Genomic DNA, 19403 nt, shown 5'->3' on the forward strand with positions numbered 1-19403 from the left:
AGTTCTCCTCTATGCGGCAGATTGCGCATCGCGCTGCTCGTATACGATATTGTTTGTCAGGTTGTACTTGATCATCAGATCGACCTTCCGAACTTCTTTGCGGGCAAATTCTTGCATCGTTGCCTCAGACCGTTTTGCCGTAGGATCTAGCGCCAGGCCTGCACGGATATACGCTGTCTCCTGGATAATAGCCAGCAGCTCGTTCAGTTCGCTTTGTACGTGATCAAACATCTGCCGTTTCCTTGATCAGAACAAATAGGCGCGGCCATCACCAGGCAGCGTCCAGTGCGTCGGCTCAAAACCCATCGTGCGGGCAATTTGACGCGCGTGGCCAGGCCCGATGGCGCCGGTCAATTGGTGAGCGCGAACGTCAGCGCCGACGCCTTTAACACGCAACCAGTACACGTCATTCGGGTGACTTGCTGCGAATTTCGCATCGTGCGCCACGATGACTTGGGCCGGAAAGTCGGCTGGTGGGGTCGCGTTGATTATCTGCATGTCTTTTCCTTGAATTAGGCCGCTTGCAGCCAGTGCTCCATTTTAGGGTAGCGAATATCCTCAGCAACCCAAATTCCACGTTTGCACATCCCGGCGTGCGCCAGACCGTTGATACCGATATACTGGTTTGTCTGAAGCATTGACCTGATCTCCGCTCCCGATCCGTTGTACTCCTCGTCCAAGATGATGTTATCCGGCGCCAGACCGATCGCCAAACCGGCCGCCCACGCCCAGGCCGTCGCTTCCGGATCGCTGCACTGAATGGCTGCTCGCTCAAGTGGATGGTCAGGATCTAGGTTCATAGCATTCAGTTCGTCGAACATGCGTTTCATGCCGATGGACAAATTGTCTGACATAAATCCCCGGAATCTCGCCGGCACTATGGCACAGTGGCCGGCCTCGTGCAGCAGCGCCGACGGCGCGCAACTTGGATCGACATGCAAAGCTCCAGACACAATGCGGCAACCGGGTACGAATCCGGACGCGCCGGAAACCTCATGGACTTCCAGTCCAACAGCGAGGAGATGTGTGATTACTGTCTGCAGCATTGATTAGCTCCTTCTTTTTCGCTTGCTTCTGGTCTTTACGGTGCCGCCAGTCTGCGCAGGTCTTTTTCTTGCAGTCCTACGCGGCTTTGCGTCGGGCGATTAATGGTTGTGCCGTATCGATGCCGGCGACGGCTCGGCTGAGCATGTTTGCACGCTCGCGCGCGCGCAACGCATCGAGTTCCCTCGCCAACCGTGCCTGTTCGTTCTTGACCCTCTTTAGCTCGGTGTGCATCGCCTCGACGTTACCCACCCTGGACAGCATCGAGGCCAGCAACAACCATTCGCGGCTGATGGCCCGCTCATGTCGCCAAGCTGGCTGTTCTGCGCGCTTGACTGTCACGTGGCCTGAAAGGACGCGCAAAATGCCTTTGGGTGTTACCTCAACTAGTCCCCACCGCGGAGGCATCTCGTGCACAGCAATAATGCCTTCTGGAACCATGAAGTAGCGGTAGAGGCCCATGCCCGCTGCACCATCTTGCCGATGGGCTTTGGCGCGATCTGCCAAGTAGTCGCTGCGGCTAACCTTTACCTCCACAACCACGGAGCCTTCATCTTCAGCCGCCGTTCTGAATCCGATGGCATCTGGAATCTCGCCGTTCCAGCCGCCTTTGGCTTCCGAAAAGGCCACTTGGCACGCCGGGCCGCTTCGACCAGGTGCGCGCTGGAGCCAGTTTACGGCCAGGCTGCAAAGGTCTTGATGGGTAAAAGGCATGCTGGTCTTTTCCGCTATTTAGTTTGTGTTGGGCGCTGTGCCCAATGAAACGCATACCGAAGTAGAATCGCACCAGAAAAGATAAGCCCGACCATTGCTTGAGATTTATCTGAGAAAGAACTGATGCCAGCAAGATCAGCTATGCAGATGCACGATACTGCGATGCATATTCCAACGATGCTCAAGCGCATTTGACGCTGACCACTAACCGGCATTTTCTCGATGTCTTCAGGCATCGGGATTGCCGGTGGTAGCGATCTTCCGGCGTTCCTCAGTGTTCTGACAGCCCAAATACTCAAGGCAAAACTAACTAGCAAGACTGGAATACCTACTATGAACCACAAATTTTCATCCATATAATCCTCATCAATGGCCAACACCTTGCTGACTACTCATTGCGCAGGCCCGTTCAAGGCGGGCCGTGTGTGCTACTGGGCGATTTCCTAACTCTATCTGGTTGAGTCGCATGCACTAGCTTCGACCATCCAGCCATACTCTTTTTCGCTCTCGGCGCGAACCATCCGCACCGTGCATTCAGCGCCTTTTCCAAAGACGGCTTTAGCAGTCGCCCTATTCCCTTCGATGATTGGTGCATCGTTGACACGAACAGGATCGGCGCTTTGCGTCATACCGACATACTTCGCCGCCAAGAACCGCGCCGCTAAGGGCGTGCCAGGTGGCGCAACTTGCTTGTTCAGCCCACGGTACCCGATCACACCCAGTATTATCGCTACAGCGAAATAAAGTAGTTGATTTCTGCGAACGACATTCATACGAATTCCTATCAGTTTACTCGTATGGCACAGACCTCAATCGGCTGTGGCCCAAAGTGAGGGTGCGTAATCGTTTGAACTTCAAACCCGCGCCACGGCCGCTCGATGATCTTGTCCACGTCGCCGGCGCGTGGATAGCCGCGCTTGATGAACACTCGGTCGAACTGCCGACCCTCCAAGCGCTTCCACCAGGTTGACTTAGCGCGGTACTCAAACAGCTTGGTGCCGGCCCGGATTTGGTCGAAGTACTCGCCCTTCAAATTGAGGTGCAAATCTGCCACGGCTATTTTCCTTAACGCGGCCACGGTCTTCTTGTCGTTCATGAAGCCAGCCACCTTGTCAGCGCTGACTGTTGCCAGCGTCTCGGAACAGTGGTCGCAGCCAAGGACAAACAGGCACTCGACATCGCTCGTGTTGAGCCGCCCTTGCTGAATGTTGGAGCGGTTGATAATAGAGGTCTGCCAGGTCAGTTCGGTACTTCCGCACACCTTGCATGCAATGATGGCCAGTGCCTTGATGTTCATGGTCTACTTTCTGAGTTACTTGTTGACGATCTGTGCAGCACACGCCGGGCAGTAATCCATATGCCCCACTTTTACCCATCCCTCACTGGCAGCATTCTTGCGCAAGGTCGAAGGGCTAACACTGGCAGTATCCTTCGCACCATCCTGATTGAACGGAGCATCTTCAGGACAATCAAATCCGCGCTTTCCGCCGTCGCACATCAAGAGAATTTCAGTCAAAATCGCCACGGTCGTTTTCCTATTAGTCAACCAGACCTTGCGAGAGACAGTCATCGTAGATGTCATCCCAAAGTTCGCGCTCAACTTCGGCATAGTAATCAGCCTCCGCCGTCAACATGGCATCCTCATTGGCGGCCTCGCGCATGATCTCGTCAAGTCCGATTAAAAACTCGCGCTGCTTTGCGACGCCAACGTCCCATGCGGCGGCCAACTCCGGTTCGTCCGCAAACAGGTGCGGGCACTCGGTCATCTGCCGTTCGACCAACATGGCGTTGAACGGAAAGCCTTCAGCCGCGACCAGCGCGACGCGCCACATCTGTTCGTGTTCGCCCAACAGGAAGCGACGGTAGATTTTCGCCAGCGCAAATGCCGCACGGATCTCGAGCGAGGTCGCGCTGTCTGGGAGATTATGGTGGGTCATGCTACGTTTCCTCGAACTTCAGTAGTTCACGTGGTGCATGGGAATCCCATGCTGCTTCAGGTTTTCTCTCCCGGCCTCGACGCTCAAGACCGGGATTCCCATTTTCTCAAGCTTCGCTGCGCGCTCATCGGCTCCTGGTGCAACATCGGACAATGTGGTGCGGTTAAGCCTGCACCCACTTTCGTTCACGCCGCCGATGAGGCGCCAGCCGTTCTCAAGTTGCACCAGAAAGGCGTCACGCATCGGAATGGCTAACGTGCCTGTGAACTGGATACCAGACGCAGATTCGCCAGGATTGACCAAGGCCATCATTAGAAATCCATCGCTGTTTAGGGCGAGGTACTGGCCTGCAAATTCGGCTGCGTTCATGGATCAGTTCCTTTACATTCGGGCCGAAGCCAAATAAGCGTTCAGTTTCGCCTCAATCATTTTTGCCTTCGCTGACTTGCGCACGATCCGCTTAGTCTCCTGGCCACAGCACCGGCATTTCCAAACAGGACGGCTTACGATTTCTCCATCCACTTCTTCATAAGCATTCGTCTTGTCTGCAAGATCGCCACCGCAGATCGGGTTCTTGCACAGGTGGAAGTGAGCGCGTGGCATGGTCGATTTCCTATTGGTGCAAACTGCCGTGTACTTCCGGGTTGTAGCTTGGCCTCAACCCAGCTTCTTTTTCTGCTGTGAACTGCTTCAGCAATCGTTTGTAGCGCTGGAGTTGAAGAAAGGTTTGTGAGAACTTATCGAAGCCATGCCCCAGTTCGTCAAACATCTTTTCTTCCTCAGCCTCTAAGACTCGAATGCCTTCCTGGCAAAAACCGATTCCGTAATTCTTCGCCACGTCATTTCCTTAGAGTGGTTCGATATGAAAGCTGTTCGCAGGCTCATATGCCACATACGTTTCGCATTCGTCGAGCGTGCCAGTCAAATATGTGTCCCCGCTGTAGATGCCGACCACTTTATGAGTCTTCATAGAATCTCTTCTCCGATCAGTTGGAAGGCGTGAAGCGGCACGGGAAGCACGAGCGCAGCAGCATCAAAATCTCGCGCTCCGAGTACTTCCCGTTGCGCTTGATGAAGGTCTTTTTTGCGTGACTACCGTAGCGACGCAAACTAGCAATTTTCTTCATGCTTCTTTTCCTTCCGGGATTAGTTAAAGGCCCACTGAGTGCGCGACATCGGTTTGATGTTGCAGCGCTGGCAAATTGTGCAATAGCCCTTGTATGCACTTGCCACATACTCTGCGTAGCCGTTGGTGACGGCGTAGGCATAATTCGCCTTAAGGGTATCTTGCTTGCTCATGCTGCACTCCATTCTAGGGACGCTGAATTGCGTATCCATATGAAGCATTATATACCCATTGGGTACTTGGTCAAGCGCTTTTGGCAATCTTGTTTGATAATTTTTCGAACTTTCGTTTCAGTTCTTCATGCTCCAAAATCTCGCGCACCAGAACCCACATGGTGGATGGCATTTCGCGGTAATTCGACTTCGCCTCTGGCGGCATTAACCACTTCTTTAACGTTGTTTCAGGCGCTCCAATGCGCTCTGCAAATTCCCGTGGCGTGGGCAAGCCAAGCTTGTCCATCGCCCCACGTAAAAACTCTTGTTGCGTCACTGTTCTTTCATGCATCATCAGCTCACCATTTCAGTACCCAATGAGTATCATAACGCGTCAATGAAGGCCTGTCGAAGTCTTTCTTTCGGGGCTTCAAGGTATGGGTCTACACACTCAAGATTGGCATGACCCAGCATGAGTTGAATCGTTTCCAGCGAATGCCCCTGTTCGAGTAGCCGGGATGCCATCGTGCGCCGGCCAGAATGACTACTACCGCCCTTAATGCCCGCGTCCCGGTACAACTTAGTCACGTGGGATTGCAAGGCGTCACAGGCCGCATAATCGACTTGCTCGCCTGCTTGGTTGATCCGGCGCTTACGGTTCATGCTGTATTTGAACCCCTTGAAGGTTAGCACCAGGGCGCTATCGGGCCGCAGGCCTCGATAACGCTGGGGATCGTCGCTCATGCGCAAACGGCGTTCTATCCTATAGGCTAGGTAGGATTCCAACGCCTCGATGAGCGCCCGATTCGTGGGATAGATGCATCGCTGGCGGCGTCCCTTCGTGATAGCGGCCCGAAGTGATACTTCTTGCCGAATCGCACCGGACGGAAACCGCACATCCTGAACTTCAATCTGTGCGATTTCGCTCACCCTCATCCCGCACATTATCCCCAACAATAGGACGAGAGTATCGCGCTCGGGATCGCGACTTATGGCTGCTGTGACGCGAAGAAGATGCCGGTACTGGCCCGGCTTTAAGACGGCGGCTTGTGCCATGTTGATCCTCTGAATAAGGTTAAAACAGGTTGTATTCAGAGCGAGTCCAATGATGGCCTCTTTTTCCAGCGTAACACAGGCACAGCCTCATTCCTCGGAAAAACCTGTCGCACCTATTTCTAAAACCGTCGCATTAATTTCGAAAAGTCACACGTGGGCGCTACGCGCACCAGGTGGCCAGTTCGTCGACGTTGGCCAGATGCAGCGCTTGCGCGTACTGACAGGAGGGCACCACTGAGGCAGGACCAGCCCAGGGCATGCATGCGTTCGATGCCGTGGTGGCCGCCAGGCCGGCGCGAGGGGCGGCCGGGATTCGTGTAAAAAAACCCAAATCCTGATGTAACTAGCTGGCGAGAAGACGGAAACCGGAAAAAATAGTACGTTAAGCCGACGCGGCCGGCCACTGCAGCGGCATCTGGTGCGCGCCTGGCCCAATAGTGCGCGATTCCGATGCACTCGCCCTGGTGGTGGTCGTGCGCCGACGGCGCCGAGCTGGCCGCGCGCGTTGCACGCTGCAGCTGGCCGACATCGAGCAGCTGGCCAGCTGGAGCGCTGCACGCTCGCGTGGCGATCAAACCGGCGTAGGCCTGGCGACCGCCACAGCATCGCGGACGCGCTTGCACTGGTGTCGGATCTGCGTCGGCGGCAACGGCTGCAACCTCGACATGGTCGATGTCCGCATGCTTCCCAAGATCCTCATCACCATGGCAGGCAGATGCGCCATCCAGGACAGGAGCGCACGGCTCTGCAGTTGGCGGTCGCCGCCTGCAGCGACACCTGGCGATCGCATGGCAAGGTAGTCCGCGGTACCGATGCACTTGGCCTGGTGGCCATCCTGCAGCACGCCGGCAAGCGCCTGCGCGCATCGAGCACTTAGCCGCGCCAGCGTCGCCGACCACGGCCGCAACATCGACCTGGTCGACGTTTGCATGCTCCCCAGGATTCACATCGCCCGGCCCGGTTCGCATACTTCTTCGGCTTTCGAACGCGCTATCCGAACTGGTGCGGGAGTTGAGTGGCATGAGAATGTAGACGCAAACCTTGCATGCCGTCAACATGGGGCGCAAACATATCCCTATTAGACCTTGATAACATCCTTTAAAGTCCCATAAGGGACAAACAGTCCCTATTAGGCCCTGATTGGCCTTGCGCTCAACCTGTGCTTCAGTTACAGTTTGCATGCATAAGAAACTTACTTCCGCCAAATAGGCGGCAATCAAACTAGAAAGATCGACAATGAGCATTATTTCTCAAACGGAAACTTTGATGGTCGTAGGGCAAGATGATGGTCACGATACTCTCAAAACTTGCTTTGGCTGGGATAGCGAGAACCAGAAGTACATGTATGGCTACAATAAAGCACGGGCGATTGAAGGATTGCAGCAAGTAATGTCGGTCGGCACAGACAGCACAACCGGTAGCGCGTATGAAACCGAAGATCGTCGTTTTACTATTGCCGGCTCTCAAAATCTTCTCCGTACATTAGACACACGTATGGACGGGTACCCTATTTCTGATCTCAACCGTACGCTAGTAAACCACGCCCTCTCTGAGTGTGGTTTGGGAGATAAAACAATTTATTTAATCACTGGACTTCCAGTTGACCAGTACTACAAGAATGGTGCCCCGAATCAAACCTTTATCAATCAGAAAATTGATAGCCTTGCAAAGCCCGTCAAGCGTATCGGCAAGGGCCTGAGCCTGGCTAGAATCTTAGGCCAAAGCGTCATCAGCGAAGGAATTGCAGCCTTCTATGACGTCCTCTTTCAGCCTGACGGCAAGTTAGATGCCGCGATTGAGCAGTTAATTAGTCGTCGGCCAATCGGGGTTATGGACCTCGGTGGCAAGACATTAGATATGGCTGTTATTGCGGAAAATGTGAGTTCTGTATATAACGATCGAAGTGGCACAACAAATGTTGGCGTACTGCATCTACTTGATAAGGTTGCAGTACGGATTAAGTCAGAGTACGAGCTGAACGCAAATCCTCCGCTTCCATTTGTAGAAGAAGCTTGTCGCACCAAAAAGTACGAATTGTTCGGTGAAATTGTAGACGTTACCCACATCATCGAGACTGCATGCAAAGAGTACTTGGAAATGGTCAGGAATTACTTTGTTTCGAAATGTGGTGATGGTTCAGATCTAGGCGCCGTTTTATTCGTTGGGGGTGGTACTGAACTCATTCTAAGCATCTTGGGCGTAGATGCTTTTGCATCTATCTACAAGGGCAAGCGTATAATTGCACCAGAAGCAGCGTACGCTAACTCCAGAGGGATGTGGAAATATGGCATGTTCGTCTTAACGGCCTCTGAGCGTGCAGTGAGTGTTCCAACCAAAGCGGCTTAAGCTCTTTTTGGTGATTCTGTGTAAAAGGATGTAACAATGGCGAAGGATAACCTGGAGGGCAAAGGGATCCAGTACAAAGTACTGATTAGACCAACCGTCATCGGTTTACTTGTAATGAAGCGGCTGAACCGTCCTCATGTAGATATGAGCGGTGAGCTACGTCGACTGATCGAACTGGGATACGCTGCCGAACAGTCCGGCTTCATTCTGGACGAGACAACTTTACGGCACGCGGGTCGTATTTGGGATGTTCAACCAGTCCTTAGTGTTCAGTCCAGCACTTCCAATGCATATGGTCAACAAACCACTTCCGTGCCGAATAATGAAGGCCATGAAAAACAGTCCAAGCCTGAGGTGTTGTCATCGAATCCTTCTATCACCGCCTCTTCAGCTATTACATCTAATCCGGAACTTGAACCAGCAGGCTTAAGCGTTGTCAATGAAGGTTCTACGTTAATGAACAACTTGCGAAGACTTTCGTCCTAACTAACTTGTTTTATACATCTAAAGGCGACCTCTCGGTCGCCTTTTTTATTAGGCTCTGTCATTGGTAAATTTGGGAATGATGGAATCACACCCTGTTTGCGCTGTCTGACACTGCAAATTCACCATACAAACAGCAGCACATGCGGACAGCCGAAAGGAGAGGCTTAATCGCGCTGGTTGTTCTCCAGAGCTGACGCTAAGGGCAGGCTGAACTCGCCATGCTGCAGGGTAATTCACCCCACGATGCGACCTTTGCGTTGCTGAAAGCGTGGTGCGGCTAAGCATGGTCTCTCCGGCCAGTCACACGAGATTCTGCACATTCATGGCCATGAACGAAGCCATCATCGTTACCGCTGCGTATTATGAAGCTGCAAAGTCAATGCCCTGATTGGTATGCAGCCGCAAGGCACTTTGGCTCGCGTTTGCCTATTGCCTGCTCGAATCAGCGTCGGTGCGCCAGGCCGCTCATCAGCTAGCCCGGCACCACAACACGTCGTTTCGAAGGCGCGACGGCTATCTCACCATAGCGATGACTGATTGGCCGCTCGGCTTGCATGGCACAGCAGAAGTCGCCAAACTCTCCTTGCAGGAATCTGAAAAAGGCGCGCGGCAGATAACGCGCCCGGCCTGCTGTCATGGCAGCCATGCTTATCAACACAGAATTTCTATACTGCAAGGCTGCTTCCTGGTGGCGAGCGACCGCGCAAGTCAAACGTGGGAATTCGCCACGGGCAATGGGGCGTTGACGAAGTTGCGGCCTCATAGCTGGCTGTCGCGTGTGACCGACAGGGATATTCTGCTAGTCACGGATGACAATGATAGGCTTCACCGTTATCGATATGTCGATCCGGAATTCAAGGCAGGCATATCTGATCTCGACGCCTCCCACCAGATTTTCGGGTACAGTAACACTTGAATGGACTCAGTCAATCAAGGTGTGTCAGGCTATGATTTCCGGGTCACAGTATTCCATTACGAACATGAGGTTGCTACTGCGTAGATACGTCGATTACAAGCAATTGATTAATGTCAAACCATGTGGCTGGATTGATGTGGAAAGTACATTCATAGTGAATGATTTCTACAAGTAAGCAAAAAGTACGCATACGAAAGCGAGACTATATGTGCAACTTGTAAAGGTCTATCACTTATTAGTTGCTATGACGCGCTTGAGAGGGGAGGTGGATGTTCAATTGTTGGTGAATGCATACCAAATCAACACCGAACAGCGACCGCCACATCGGCGGTCGCAGCTTGAGATTTTAGTCAAAATATTAGCAGCTAATGATTTTCTCTAAGTATTTGATTTTAAAGAAGAATCATAAAAAATCCAGAATACAAGAATGCCTAAGTCATTGATTCTTAAGCTTTTCTTCAGATGGCAGTTCCAACGATTCTGCAAATTGCCTCAAAGCCGCCATAGTTTTCTTACCAGCCATATCGACATCCACCCCTTCTTCAATATTGATGACGATTTGATGTGCATGTACTCGGACCTTGAATGCAGAACGTCCGTTCTTGTCCCCGATAGTACGCGGTTCAATTAAAGCTTTCCGTGGACGTTTGCTTTCAAGGGCTCTGTCGAGAATAGTCTTGAGTTCACTGCTCTCGAGCTCAGGCTTATCAATCAAGGTGTCGAGTGCGGTGATAATCGCAGGCAGCGTATTGGGGTGTTTTTCGAGGCTATCTTGTACTACCTTGGCATGACGGTAACTTAGCAGCCCTGGGTATTTTTCAAGCAAATCTAATATTTCTTGTGGCAACTTCAACAAGCCTAAGCACTGCGAAACCCGCCCCTGAGATAAGCCAGTAAGACGTGCTACGTCCTTTTGCGTCGTTGCGAACCCTGCAGTGATCAGTTCCTGATAAGACAATGCACGTTCAAAGTCGCTAAGGCCTTCATTCGTCTCATTGCTTAACAAAGTTGCTTTTTGCGCCTCACGGTCATCAATTTCCAAAACAATTGCGTCTAACTCTGCCCATCCAATTAACCGAGCAGCCCTTGTACGGCGGTGGCCAGCGATTAATTGATACTTCCCGTTTGGAAGCCTACGAACGCGTATCGGTTCATCTTGGCCGCGGGCCTTAAGGGTTTCCCCAAGTGCTTGGATCGCTGTTTCATCGTACTTGTGCCGTGGTTGCCAGGGAGAGTCAACCAAGTCTTGTACCGGTATTTTTACAATAATGCTGGATTCGGTACGGTGGAGGACATCGCTCACTTTAGAATGCTCGACGGGATTATCCGGAATCACCAATTGAGCAGGAACAGGCTTATCAGACTCCTGGAGCATTTCTTCCAGACTTTTTGAGGGTCCCTGAGGTACCGCATTCATGTGCATCGCTGATGGTTTCGTAACCGGTGCCGCGGGCGTAAGTAAAGCCGCCAACGACGCATTGAATTGTGACTCAGATTGTTTGCTTTTCACAATACACCCATTTTTTCTATAAGTACCTTTGCTACTTCTCGCAATTCACGAGCTGCGGTACTACTTGGTCGCGCCAATGCCAACGGCATCCCTTCGTCATCACTTAAGACTTTTTTGAATTCTTCGCTAGAACTTATTTGTTTGTCTAACCACGCCTTCGGGTATTGCTTGGTTAAGGCGATTACTTGAGCGGCAACTCGCACACGGGTCATATCATAGAAGTTACCCAGAATTATCAATTCTGGATATCTATTGTGCTCTTCTTGCATTTCACTGAGGACACCGGCTAAGTAAGAGACGGACTTTGTACTGTATTTTTCCATCGATACTGGGGCGATGACGTAATCACTGGCAAGTAGAGCACCACGAGTGGTTTGATTTTTTGCGGGAGGTGCGTCAAACATTACGACATCGTACTGGGACAGGTCAATATCTAAGTTTCTGCCCGAACGGTTCTCAGCTAAAAATCGAGCAATTGCTAACTCTGGCTTCTTGCTCATAATCGCATCGACCGTGAACAACGCTTCGAGTCTGTCCAAAGTTACTTCAGAAGGAATTAAATGTGGTCCGTTTTCCCCAAAGGGTTTTTTCAACACATCGTTTAATCTAGGAAGTTGGCCGCTATTCTGCCATTGTGGCAATAAATGGCCAAGATGATAGTCCACGCATGTGGAAACCGGTAACCCCGTATCCTTTGCTTCAGTATGAGTCAACTCCGGGTCGTAGCCATACGAGATTGTCAAATTTGCCTGAAAATCTAAATCAACAACAAGTACTTTTAAACCCATCAAGGCGAATAGTGCAGCAAGGTTGGATGTTTGAGTAGTTTTCCCAACGCCACCTTTTGGTGCGTACACAGTAACTATCCGTTTTGCTTTAGCCGTAATACCAAATTTTTTCGCTCGATATGCCGCAAGATCGAAAATATTCTCGATACTGAACAGCCTTGTCTTGGGGCCATCACCTGGCTGACGTTCGATTTGTAGACCAGCATCGTCAGAGTCACGTCTAACAGCGTCAACGCTGATACCCAGAAGAGTAGCCACTGCTTGTACTTTGAAAGGCTTGCGAGTCAAGAGATTCCCCTAATAATTTCACATGCCCAATGGTTACAAACTTTTTAGGTATTTGCAAGGAAAATTGCCGTTTTATGGAAAAATCCTTGCATCTAGGAAAATTCCAGCTGATGCAGTGCAGTGGCGTGATTTTTTAGCTAGCCCGCGAAATTTAAGAGTAAGCGTAAAGCCAGCACCGTCGTGAGTCTGTCGCCAAATTTATCGATGCTGGACTCTCGCCGATAGGATGCGGCGTGTTTAAGTCCGTTGGAATTGGCGCGGCCCAGTGTAGGGTCGAAAGATTTCTACCCGTTTGAACGAATGATCAACGATGTGCGTGAGCTCGCGATGCAGCCAGGCCACGAGATCGTTGGCATTGAACTCGGGGGTCAAGATTTGCGAGTAGATCGCGGCGGAACGCTCGCCGCTGCTGCTAACCGATACCGGGCGCTAGCACCGGTTCTCACGCGTTGTGGGCATGCTATTGGTGACTCGCACAACATGTTTCGCAATCGCGTCGTCCAACGGGCAGTGCGCCGCGCTTGCGGCGTCCGCCCAGCTCGGCAGCAAGGAACGATCCTGGTGGACTCGTTCGCACGCTTAGATGACGGACTCGCGATTAAACTGCAGGGGTCTGCATATGCAGAAGCGCGTCGGCATCAGTTGCGATGTTCACATTGCGCTCACCTACCAGGCCCTGGCAGGGTAGAAACAGCGCCTTCAGGGTGCACATGTAGTTGCGCAGGTCATTAGTGCGCAGCAAGTGTCAAGCTCTCCACGAGGTGTGTAACGTTTACAAGGCTGAGGTGGGGCGCCAGGTGTACTGCGGCCAGCGTAAGTCGGATACCCTCCAACTGCATCTAAAGCTGCGTCTGGGTCATTGCGATGCTGCTTCGGGCAGCCTACGGCCACACGAATCGCCCACGCTTAAGCTGATTTGGCAGCAAGCACTGGCTGCCACAGTTCCACCAGAGCACCTTGACCATGTCGACGCGCCTGCCAAGGGACAGTGACCTGTGGCCGTTGTACTAATCATCGGCCATCGCAGTTTATACTGGCGCAGCCGTGCTGTTCCTGTGGGCGTGCATGGCGGTTACGCCGGCGGACAGCCAGATTTAAGTGTTTGCAGCTAGGCCGATAAACTCTTTATGTATGCTGCCGGCAGCTGAAAATTGCGAATAAAATTTATTTTTGTGAAAATAAATTAAGGCTTCTATCCCCTTGTGTCTTGGCAGTTTTATGAACTAAATTCGCTACAAAGCAACCAAAACTTGTAGATACAGCGGGGTTAGAGAGGTGATTCGTAAGCTCTTCTATCGTTAAATTAAGTCTGCGCGCTATCATTGGAGATGTTGGAAGTTTGCAAAATTCATTTTTAAGGCCATTTTGTTCTTCCTGACTGAGTAGATTGAATGCTTCCCAACCTAGCAAAGACTCTTTGTGCTGTCTTGCTGTTACCTCTTTATCGGCGTTAGCCTCTCGAGCCGTTTTTGATTTTGAACTTTGGCGGCTAATTTCTTCCGTTTCCAAAGCTTGTTCTTTAATCTGTTTATCAATACTGCCAATCAGATAGCCTTCGCGCAAAGCTTTCATGAAATAACCGCCAGCTCGAATACGTATTTTTTTAGCAGTAGCTTGAGTTCGTGTGTATTCAATCGCTTGTTGAATTCGCTCGTCAGTGAAAACTGTTCTGTTCTTGGTGATTTCTTCAAATTCGGATTGGTTTAATCCAAATTCAGTACGTAGTATTTCGTAAGTATTGCGTAAGACAACAAAAGCCACATTTTTGTCATCTTTATGTTGAGAATCTTCCCATTTAAAACGGACATGCCCAATACTTTTAGAGCCCGGCACATTCTGTGTAACCATCACAATTTTCAGACCTGTTACGTCTGCAATTTCGTTGACTGCTACGTCAAGAACTCGTCCTCGAAAGTGCTTAAATACTTTGTAAGTTTTTTTATCACATTCAAGCCATACTCGTAATGATTCTAAGTCAAACCATGGCGTCAGTCCATCGTCCATAAAAGGTTGTAGACGATCGTAAAGGATTTTAGAATAAATTGATTTAAAAACGTAGCGAAGGCTCAGAAGATGCGAGGCTTGCGGATTTTTTATTGCTTTTTGCAATCGTTCTGAAAGTTCAAAAATGAATTCGCCATTATCAATAAAAGCGGATCCCATCAGTGGAACAGCGCCCCAGGGGATTGTATTGTCATCCTGTTCGTCTGGTCCGTTAAGTTCGATAGCCGCTTTTTGTGCTTCGCGAATCAATTTTTTAACGTGAGCTCTATTATCGCTTGTAGTTGCTAAAAGCCATTTGAACAAACCATAGTCAACTCTATACTCTTTTTTAAACTCAGGTTCTGATGCTGCCAAAAAGTAAGCAACGTCAATTAAACGTCTGCCGGCTAAACTGAGGTCGACGATTCGAACAAATGCGTTGCTGCGTCTGAAGCCGAGTGCCTTTGGCGCTTCATTTACGCCACGACCTTCGGGGGCCAGCGATTCAAACAGCACAAGTGCAAGTTGTCTAGAGTTGTCCACGATCACCGCCTGTATTTGTCAATAGGCGAAATCATGCATTGAAAAGGTCACCTTGTCAAAACAATTCCAGTGACTTTGACTATGATTTTATTAGTAAATAGCTTGAGTTATCCACAGGTAGGATGATGTAGTTTAGTTCTTCTTAGAAACAAAACCTACTTACTAGGGGAAACGGAATACCCTTTAAAAACAATAACTTAGCTTTGAAAGGTCACGTAGTTTAGATGTAAAGTTACGGTTTGTGTTGGGAAAAGTCACTAAATTCTCTCGAAAAGTCACTTTTATTGTTGGACCCTATCGCAGAGTTTACGTGAAAGGTTACTGTTCTTGTTCTTCAAAGTCACTGAATTTGTTTAGGTAAAAAATTGCCATTGATGCACTAAAAATATACTGTCAGGTCAAACTATTCGTATGTTTGTTTCAAGTTTTGCACTTGAATCGGTGGAAAGCGTGGTTTGCCAGGCCTTGGACTTGTTTTTGAAGGGTACAAGGTCACAAAAATTGTGGGAGTGTATGTACTCACACCGAAATAACTCACCTCTTGATAGGTATGTGTCGGGGAAAGGTCACTAAAATTGTGGAGTATTCGAAGGTGGAGGCACTACGGAGGTGCCAAACCATGATGAAAGTATCAATTTTTATCTTTAAGGAGCGGCAGGATGGCCAAAATCTTCTTTTCTCCAACAAATATAGTGACTTTGAGGGGAGGGATTTGGCATATGAGCTAGCTTGGCGTAGAACGAAACAATTTTAGTGACCTTTGTGCGTGATTGGGCTCTTGGGTATCTCGGTGACCTTGACTCAGCCTACTAGCAGCACGCTGATGTATGACAGGAGTCAGCCTGTCCTCACTTGGCAAACAGAATTGTTGTTGTCAACGTCGGGGGCTTCGCGAGAACTTAACGTATGATTAACCAGGTTAACCTGTCCGACGACATCTATGCCCTTGATGTTGTTGTGGCTGGCGGCTGAGTATGCAGTATGCGAGCGCAACGAGGGCGAGGCAAGGATTGCTCCTCTTGCGGCGGCCTACGTCCGCTTGGCGTGGACGTGGCTGAGCAACTGGCGTTTGTGCCGGCCAGCATCCGCGTGATACGCCATGTGCGTCCCAAACTGGCGTACTCATGCTGAAACGTGCTCGTGAAGACGCCGAGTCAGCCGATTGAACGCAGCATCGCCGGGCCTGGCCTGCTTGCGCACGTACTGGTGGCTAAGTTCGCCTATCATTTACCCTTATACCGTCAGTCGTTGATTTATGAGCCTAGGACTTCGATCCTGATCGTATCCTGCTGGCGCACTGGGTGGGCGCAGCCAGTGCGCAGCTGCGCCCACTGGTCGACGCGATCTGGCACCACCTGCTGGCTGTCACGAAGCTGCATGCAGACGACACGCCTGTGCCAGTACTCGTGTCTGGCAACGGGAAGATCGAAAGCGGGCGGCTATGGACCTATGTGCGCGATGATCGACCTGCCGGCGACATCGCGCCACCAGCAGAATGGTTCGCCTACTCGCCAGATCACAAAGGTATCCATCCGCAAACCAACCAGGCTAAATTCGATGACGCATTACAGGCCTACGGATATGCGGGGTTTAACGCCTTGTTTGAAAAGGCATGGTTAACGAAGTGGCCTGCTGTGCGCATGCGGGGCGTAAATTCCATGACCTGCATGCCGCGGCGCGGGTAAACCCCGCTGACCACTGAGGCGCTGCACGTATCGCCGAGCTGTATTTGTTCGAGGTCGATAACCGGGGTAAACCGCCTGGCGAATGAGGGCTGATTCGGCAAGGCTGCTCGCGTCCGCTGCTCGATGACCTTGAGCTTTAGCTGCGCACCAAATCTGATACGTTGTCGAGTAATTCCGACACGGTGGCGGTGATCCTGATTGCGCTCAAACTCTCGCCGGCACTGCTGAGTTACTGTGACGACGACGCAATCGAGATCGACAATTCGGCCTCGGAACGAGGTTTGCGAGGTATGGCCATAGGCCGCCGCAACTAACTGTTAGCAGGCGTCGACGGCGGAGGCGAGCGGGCCGCCGCGATCTATTCGTTGATTTGAAGGGCCCAGCTCAATGGCGTCGATCCTGAGGTTGTGCTACGCAATATGCTAACTCACATCGTTGACCTCCCGGCCTACCGTGTTGACGAATTCTTGACTTGGCACTTCGCAGCGCAGATCCCAACGGCTTGAAACACGCCCCTTCCCCGCGGGGTAATGCAATCATCAAGAAATATATCGATAGGCCCAAGACGGCATTGGTTTTCTGTTTAATTCTTTGGCATCATTGCTGCCATTCGACCGACCATAGTTCGGATGTCGTCCAATTTCAGGTGCTCTTCATTTCGTAAGAGTTGTTTGTAGAGTAATGACACGATTTGAATTCCATCGACTGCGCGTACTGGAATCGATATGGGTGTTCGGGCACGTTGGATAATTCGAACGAAATAGTGCGTATTTTGGAATTCAATCTGGAGTGATTTTTCGTGATTTCTGCCGTGGCCATCGAATTTAACATGTGATACCAAATTCTCAAAAAGGCCCAGGGTCAGATAGGCCTCTTGAACGGTAAGCTGTATGGTTATTTTGTTTTGCCAATCATACCTTTTGAGATCGCCGGCAGTGCCCATATGGAGGGCTCCTTCGAGCTGGATCGTATGTTGGTTTCCTGAACGTGTGCGGGCTTCCGATATACAGAGGGCGGCGTTAGTACTGAAAATTTTGAAGGAATAGTAGGGCGGTTCCGCGAGTGCTTTCGTTGAAGTGTCAGTGATCGCTAAATCAAGACCAATACCGTGAAGGTAAGCGATTGCGCGCGCTCGGTTACCGCTATTCATTTTGGCTATCTTAATCGTCTGAAGCCCTATGGATCCGTCGTCCTTGGCCGCAGCGATGAGTCGAACCAGGTCAAAGTGGAAGCCCAAATTCTCGACCGTATTGCGCACGCCAGGCGCGAGTAAATGAACTACGGCCGCTAAGTGCTCTCGGCGTCCTGTGTCGCCGAGAGCAAACCATTTCAAGTCATCCGCGAACGCTTTACCTTCGGCTGTACCGACGAGTTGCTGTAGCTCTCCGCTTGTGACGGATGGCAAACGTGCTGAGGCAAGCGTAGAGAGAATAATGGAGAGTTTCATTTCTTCTTGTCTTCGTTGATCTGCATGAATTTGTAGTCAGCAGCTGATCTTTCGAGGGCCAAGCCCAAGATGTCTTTGAGATCATCAGGAAGTGTTCCATTTTCCAATTGTCGTTTGGCGAAAGTGTTGCGCAAGGTTCTACCACCTGACCGAGACAAGTCCAGTCCAGCGCGTGCAAAGGTGGATCGTATCTGAACGTAAACGGTTTTTTTCGTCATTTTGTCGCCGGCCATATTTGCCGGGAATACGAAATGGCCTGGAATCTTCATTTGGTCGCGTTCCCTAAGCCAGGGGTGAAGTTCATCGACGCCCGCGCGAGGTAATAACGTTACATGTTCGTAACTTGTGTCGTGCTTTTCGTCAGGTGTGATGGTCAATTCGATTGCTCCATCTATCTCTACCTGTTTGCCAACTTCTTCGAGTAGCAGGCCAACCGCCTCAGATACTCGAAGCCCTGCGAGCGCCATCACCACCTGCATTGCACGATCACGCCGTCTTTTCCAACCATCGAATGCTGTTTTTTGTCGGCGCCGCGGGGATGCAGACGGAAGTGCGTCGAAGAATCGCAGAAGCTGATCGCTGGAAAGGGACCGTCCAGCTGCATCCTTTGCAAATTCACCAGGGGCAGTAGTGAGCATCGTAAGTCGAGCCGGATTGGGGACAATACCGAGATGGTCGTAGCACCGCTCGATTAATCGGAGGTATCTGAAGGCAATTTTGCTATTGAGCAAACGTTTACCATTTTCAGTGCGGTTGATGAATCGTAACAAGTCGAATTGAGTGATTGTGGACAGTGTTTTCTGCTCAGCAACCATCCATTTGACGAAGTTGCCGAACATGAAAATATAGGTCTTTGCAGACTCGGTTGATAAGGTTCTCAGGATCAAATCAGCTGGTTGTCGAAGACTTGTTCTTGCAAAGTCATCAGTGAATACGAAGGATGAAAACGAAGCGATGGGATCTTCGTCCCACGAAGTTAGTTTTTTCATGTTCGAAGTCCATTAATAGTGCATCGAGTCTAGCATAAAATGTAACTAACCAACCATTTGTCGATGAATTAAAGGGACTCTACTGCTACGGACTTCGGTGAGGAAGAGGTTGACTCTTTGGACTCGTTTTAGCTCTTTTTATTCTTTTAGCTCTTTTAGCACCGGGTTAGCGGGGTCGCCAGGGCCATCGGACTTGGAAGAGTCCGGTACGGTACCGGAGTTGGTAATGCTGATGGGGATGGGTGGGTTAGTTACAAAAAATGACGATGCTTTGGATGTCTTTTAAAAACTTGGCGTCGAATACTGACCGCTAGGGCGCGATTAATCAACAGGGAATCTGCGTGAAAATTGAAGCTGAATCGTTTTCCAACATGCTCACGTAACAGGAGGTAC

Annotated in this window: 29 protein-coding genes; 7 read left to right on the forward strand and 22 right to left on the reverse strand. The window is 50.6% G+C overall.

The window, feature by feature from the left end; all coding sequences use genetic code 11:
- Positions 1-9: 9 nt before the first annotated feature.
- The 16 genes from K0F85_RS24465 to K0F85_RS24540 all read right to left on the reverse strand — a co-directional run bounded on the left by K0F85_RS24465 (position 10) and on the right by K0F85_RS24540 (position 6029).
- On the reverse strand, positions 10-231 hold the full coding sequence (locus K0F85_RS24465; RefSeq protein ID WP_070221284.1) for a hypothetical protein: 222 nt from the start codon (positions 229-231) through the stop codon (positions 10-12).
- Between the two features lie 15 nt (positions 232-246).
- Positions 247-498, reverse strand: a complete 252-nt coding sequence (locus tag K0F85_RS24470; RefSeq protein WP_070221282.1) for a hypothetical protein — start codon at positions 496-498, stop codon at positions 247-249.
- Between the two features lie 14 nt (positions 499-512).
- Positions 513-1046, reverse strand: coding sequence for a hypothetical protein (locus K0F85_RS24475; protein WP_070221280.1), 534 nt, complete (start codon positions 1044-1046; stop codon positions 513-515).
- 76 nt (positions 1047-1122) lie between these two features.
- The gene (locus K0F85_RS24480; protein ID WP_219118472.1) at positions 1123-1758 is read right to left on the reverse strand and encodes an adenylosuccinate synthase; all 636 of its coding nucleotides are present in this window, start codon (positions 1756-1758) and stop codon (positions 1123-1125) included.
- 14 nt (positions 1759-1772) lie between these two features.
- Complete coding sequence (locus K0F85_RS24485) at positions 1773-2114, reverse strand: hypothetical protein (RefSeq protein WP_219118473.1); 342 nt, start codon at positions 2112-2114, stop codon at positions 1773-1775.
- Positions 2115-2207: 93 nt separating this feature from the next.
- Complete coding sequence (locus tag K0F85_RS24490; RefSeq protein ID WP_219118474.1) at positions 2208-2531, reverse strand: hypothetical protein; 324 nt, start codon at positions 2529-2531, stop codon at positions 2208-2210.
- An 11-nt stretch (positions 2532-2542) separates the two neighbouring features.
- Entirely contained in the window at positions 2543-3055 is a 513-nt protein-coding gene (locus tag K0F85_RS29160) for a hypothetical protein (RefSeq protein ID WP_306985922.1), read from the reverse strand.
- 15 nt (positions 3056-3070) lie between these two features.
- Entirely contained in the window at positions 3071-3283 is a 213-nt protein-coding gene (locus K0F85_RS24500; RefSeq protein ID WP_219118475.1) for a hypothetical protein, read from the reverse strand.
- Between the two features lie 13 nt (positions 3284-3296).
- Positions 3297-3695, reverse strand: coding sequence for a hypothetical protein (locus K0F85_RS24505; protein WP_219118476.1), 399 nt, complete (start codon positions 3693-3695; stop codon positions 3297-3299).
- Between the two features lie 18 nt (positions 3696-3713).
- A complete protein-coding gene (locus tag K0F85_RS24510) occupies positions 3714-4064 on the reverse strand; it encodes a hypothetical protein (protein WP_219118477.1) in 351 nt (116 codons plus the stop codon).
- A 12-nt stretch (positions 4065-4076) separates the two neighbouring features.
- Positions 4077-4298 carry a hypothetical protein gene (locus K0F85_RS24515; protein ID WP_219118478.1) on the reverse strand — a complete coding sequence of 74 codons (222 nt, stop codon included), beginning with the start codon at positions 4296-4298 and terminating at the stop codon, positions 4077-4079.
- A 10-nt stretch (positions 4299-4308) separates the two neighbouring features.
- Positions 4309-4533: a hypothetical protein gene (locus K0F85_RS24520; protein WP_219118479.1), complete on the reverse strand. Its 225-nt coding sequence runs from the start codon at positions 4531-4533 to the stop codon at positions 4309-4311.
- 148 nt (positions 4534-4681) lie between these two features.
- Entirely contained in the window at positions 4682-4822 is a 141-nt protein-coding gene (locus K0F85_RS24525) for a hypothetical protein (RefSeq protein WP_219118480.1), read from the reverse strand.
- Positions 4823-4841: 19 nt separating this feature from the next.
- Complete coding sequence (locus K0F85_RS24530) at positions 4842-4994, reverse strand: hypothetical protein (protein WP_219118481.1); 153 nt, start codon at positions 4992-4994, stop codon at positions 4842-4844.
- A gap of 70 nt (positions 4995-5064) precedes the next feature.
- A complete protein-coding gene (locus K0F85_RS24535; RefSeq protein ID WP_219118482.1) occupies positions 5065-5328 on the reverse strand; it encodes a hypothetical protein in 264 nt (87 codons plus the stop codon).
- Positions 5329-5357: 29 nt separating this feature from the next.
- On the reverse strand, positions 5358-6029 hold the full coding sequence (locus K0F85_RS24540) for a site-specific integrase (protein ID WP_219118483.1): 672 nt from the start codon (positions 6027-6029) through the stop codon (positions 5358-5360).
- Positions 6030-6744: 715 nt separating this feature from the next.
- On the opposite strand from K0F85_RS24540, the gene K0F85_RS24545 reads away from it, so the two are divergent.
- The 4 genes from K0F85_RS24545 (at position 6745) to K0F85_RS24560 (ending at position 9777) form a co-directional block, all read left to right on the forward strand.
- On the forward strand, positions 6745-6906 hold the full coding sequence (locus K0F85_RS24545; RefSeq protein WP_219118484.1) for a hypothetical protein: 162 nt from the start codon (positions 6745-6747) through the stop codon (positions 6904-6906).
- Positions 6907-7265: 359 nt separating this feature from the next.
- Positions 7266-8375, forward strand: a complete 1110-nt coding sequence (gene parM / locus K0F85_RS24550; protein ID WP_219118485.1) for a ParM/StbA family protein — start codon at positions 7266-7268, stop codon at positions 8373-8375.
- A gap of 36 nt (positions 8376-8411) precedes the next feature.
- Positions 8412-8861, forward strand: a complete 450-nt coding sequence (locus tag K0F85_RS24555) for a hypothetical protein (protein WP_219118486.1) — start codon at positions 8412-8414, stop codon at positions 8859-8861.
- Positions 8862-9390: 529 nt separating this feature from the next.
- On the forward strand, positions 9391-9777 hold the full coding sequence (locus K0F85_RS24560) for a hypothetical protein (RefSeq protein ID WP_219118487.1): 387 nt from the start codon (positions 9391-9393) through the stop codon (positions 9775-9777).
- Between the two features lie 436 nt (positions 9778-10213).
- On the opposite strand, the gene K0F85_RS24565 is transcribed toward K0F85_RS24560, so the two are convergent.
- From K0F85_RS24565 to K0F85_RS24580, 4 genes are all read right to left on the reverse strand, one after another.
- Positions 10214-11287 carry a ParB/RepB/Spo0J family partition protein gene (locus K0F85_RS24565; protein WP_219118488.1) on the reverse strand — a complete coding sequence of 358 codons (1074 nt, stop codon included), beginning with the start codon at positions 11285-11287 and terminating at the stop codon, positions 10214-10216.
- Complete coding sequence (locus tag K0F85_RS24570; protein WP_219118489.1) at positions 11284-12363, reverse strand: ParA family protein; 1080 nt, start codon at positions 12361-12363, stop codon at positions 11284-11286. The genes K0F85_RS24565 and K0F85_RS24570 overlap by 4 nt, the downstream gene beginning before the upstream one ends.
- 881 nt (positions 12364-13244) lie before the next feature.
- On the reverse strand, positions 13245-13352 hold the full coding sequence (tnpB, locus tag K0F85_RS29245) for an IS66 family insertion sequence element accessory protein TnpB (protein ID WP_374198814.1): 108 nt from the start codon (positions 13350-13352) through the stop codon (positions 13245-13247).
- A 175-nt stretch (positions 13353-13527) separates the two neighbouring features.
- Positions 13528-14889 (reverse strand): replication initiation protein, encoded by a 1362-nt coding sequence (locus K0F85_RS24580; protein WP_219118490.1) that lies wholly within the window; start codon positions 14887-14889, stop codon positions 13528-13530.
- A gap of 981 nt (positions 14890-15870) precedes the next feature.
- On the opposite strand from K0F85_RS24580, the gene K0F85_RS29020 reads away from it, so the two are divergent.
- The 3 genes from K0F85_RS29020 (at position 15871) to K0F85_RS29030 (ending at position 16888) form a co-directional block, all read left to right on the forward strand.
- A complete protein-coding gene (locus K0F85_RS29020) occupies positions 15871-16020 on the forward strand; it encodes an IS66 family transposase zinc-finger binding domain-containing protein (RefSeq protein ID WP_257638151.1) in 150 nt (49 codons plus the stop codon).
- Between the two features lie 170 nt (positions 16021-16190).
- Positions 16191-16574: an IS66 family transposase gene (locus K0F85_RS29025; RefSeq protein WP_257638152.1), complete on the forward strand. Its 384-nt coding sequence runs from the start codon at positions 16191-16193 to the stop codon at positions 16572-16574.
- A gap of 188 nt (positions 16575-16762) precedes the next feature.
- The gene (locus K0F85_RS29030; RefSeq protein WP_257638154.1) at positions 16763-16888 is read left to right on the forward strand and encodes a transposase; all 126 of its coding nucleotides are present in this window, start codon (positions 16763-16765) and stop codon (positions 16886-16888) included.
- A 269-nt stretch (positions 16889-17157) separates the two neighbouring features.
- Here K0F85_RS29030 and K0F85_RS24590 read toward each other — a convergent pair whose 3' ends face one another.
- Both K0F85_RS24590 and xerC read right to left on the reverse strand, forming a co-directional pair.
- Positions 17158-18021 (reverse strand): hypothetical protein, encoded by an 864-nt coding sequence (locus K0F85_RS24590; RefSeq protein ID WP_219118491.1) that lies wholly within the window; start codon positions 18019-18021, stop codon positions 17158-17160.
- The gene (gene xerC, locus K0F85_RS24595; protein ID WP_219118492.1) at positions 18018-19010 is read right to left on the reverse strand and encodes a tyrosine recombinase XerC; all 993 of its coding nucleotides are present in this window, start codon (positions 19008-19010) and stop codon (positions 18018-18020) included. Before xerC ends, K0F85_RS24590 begins: the two co-directional genes overlap by 4 nt.
- Positions 19011-19403: the final 393 nt, after the last annotated feature.

Origin of the sequence: Janthinobacterium sp. UMAB-56, from assembly GCF_900095265.1 — a bacterium.
Lineage (GTDB): Bacteria > Pseudomonadota > Gammaproteobacteria > Burkholderiales > Burkholderiaceae_D > Janthinobacterium.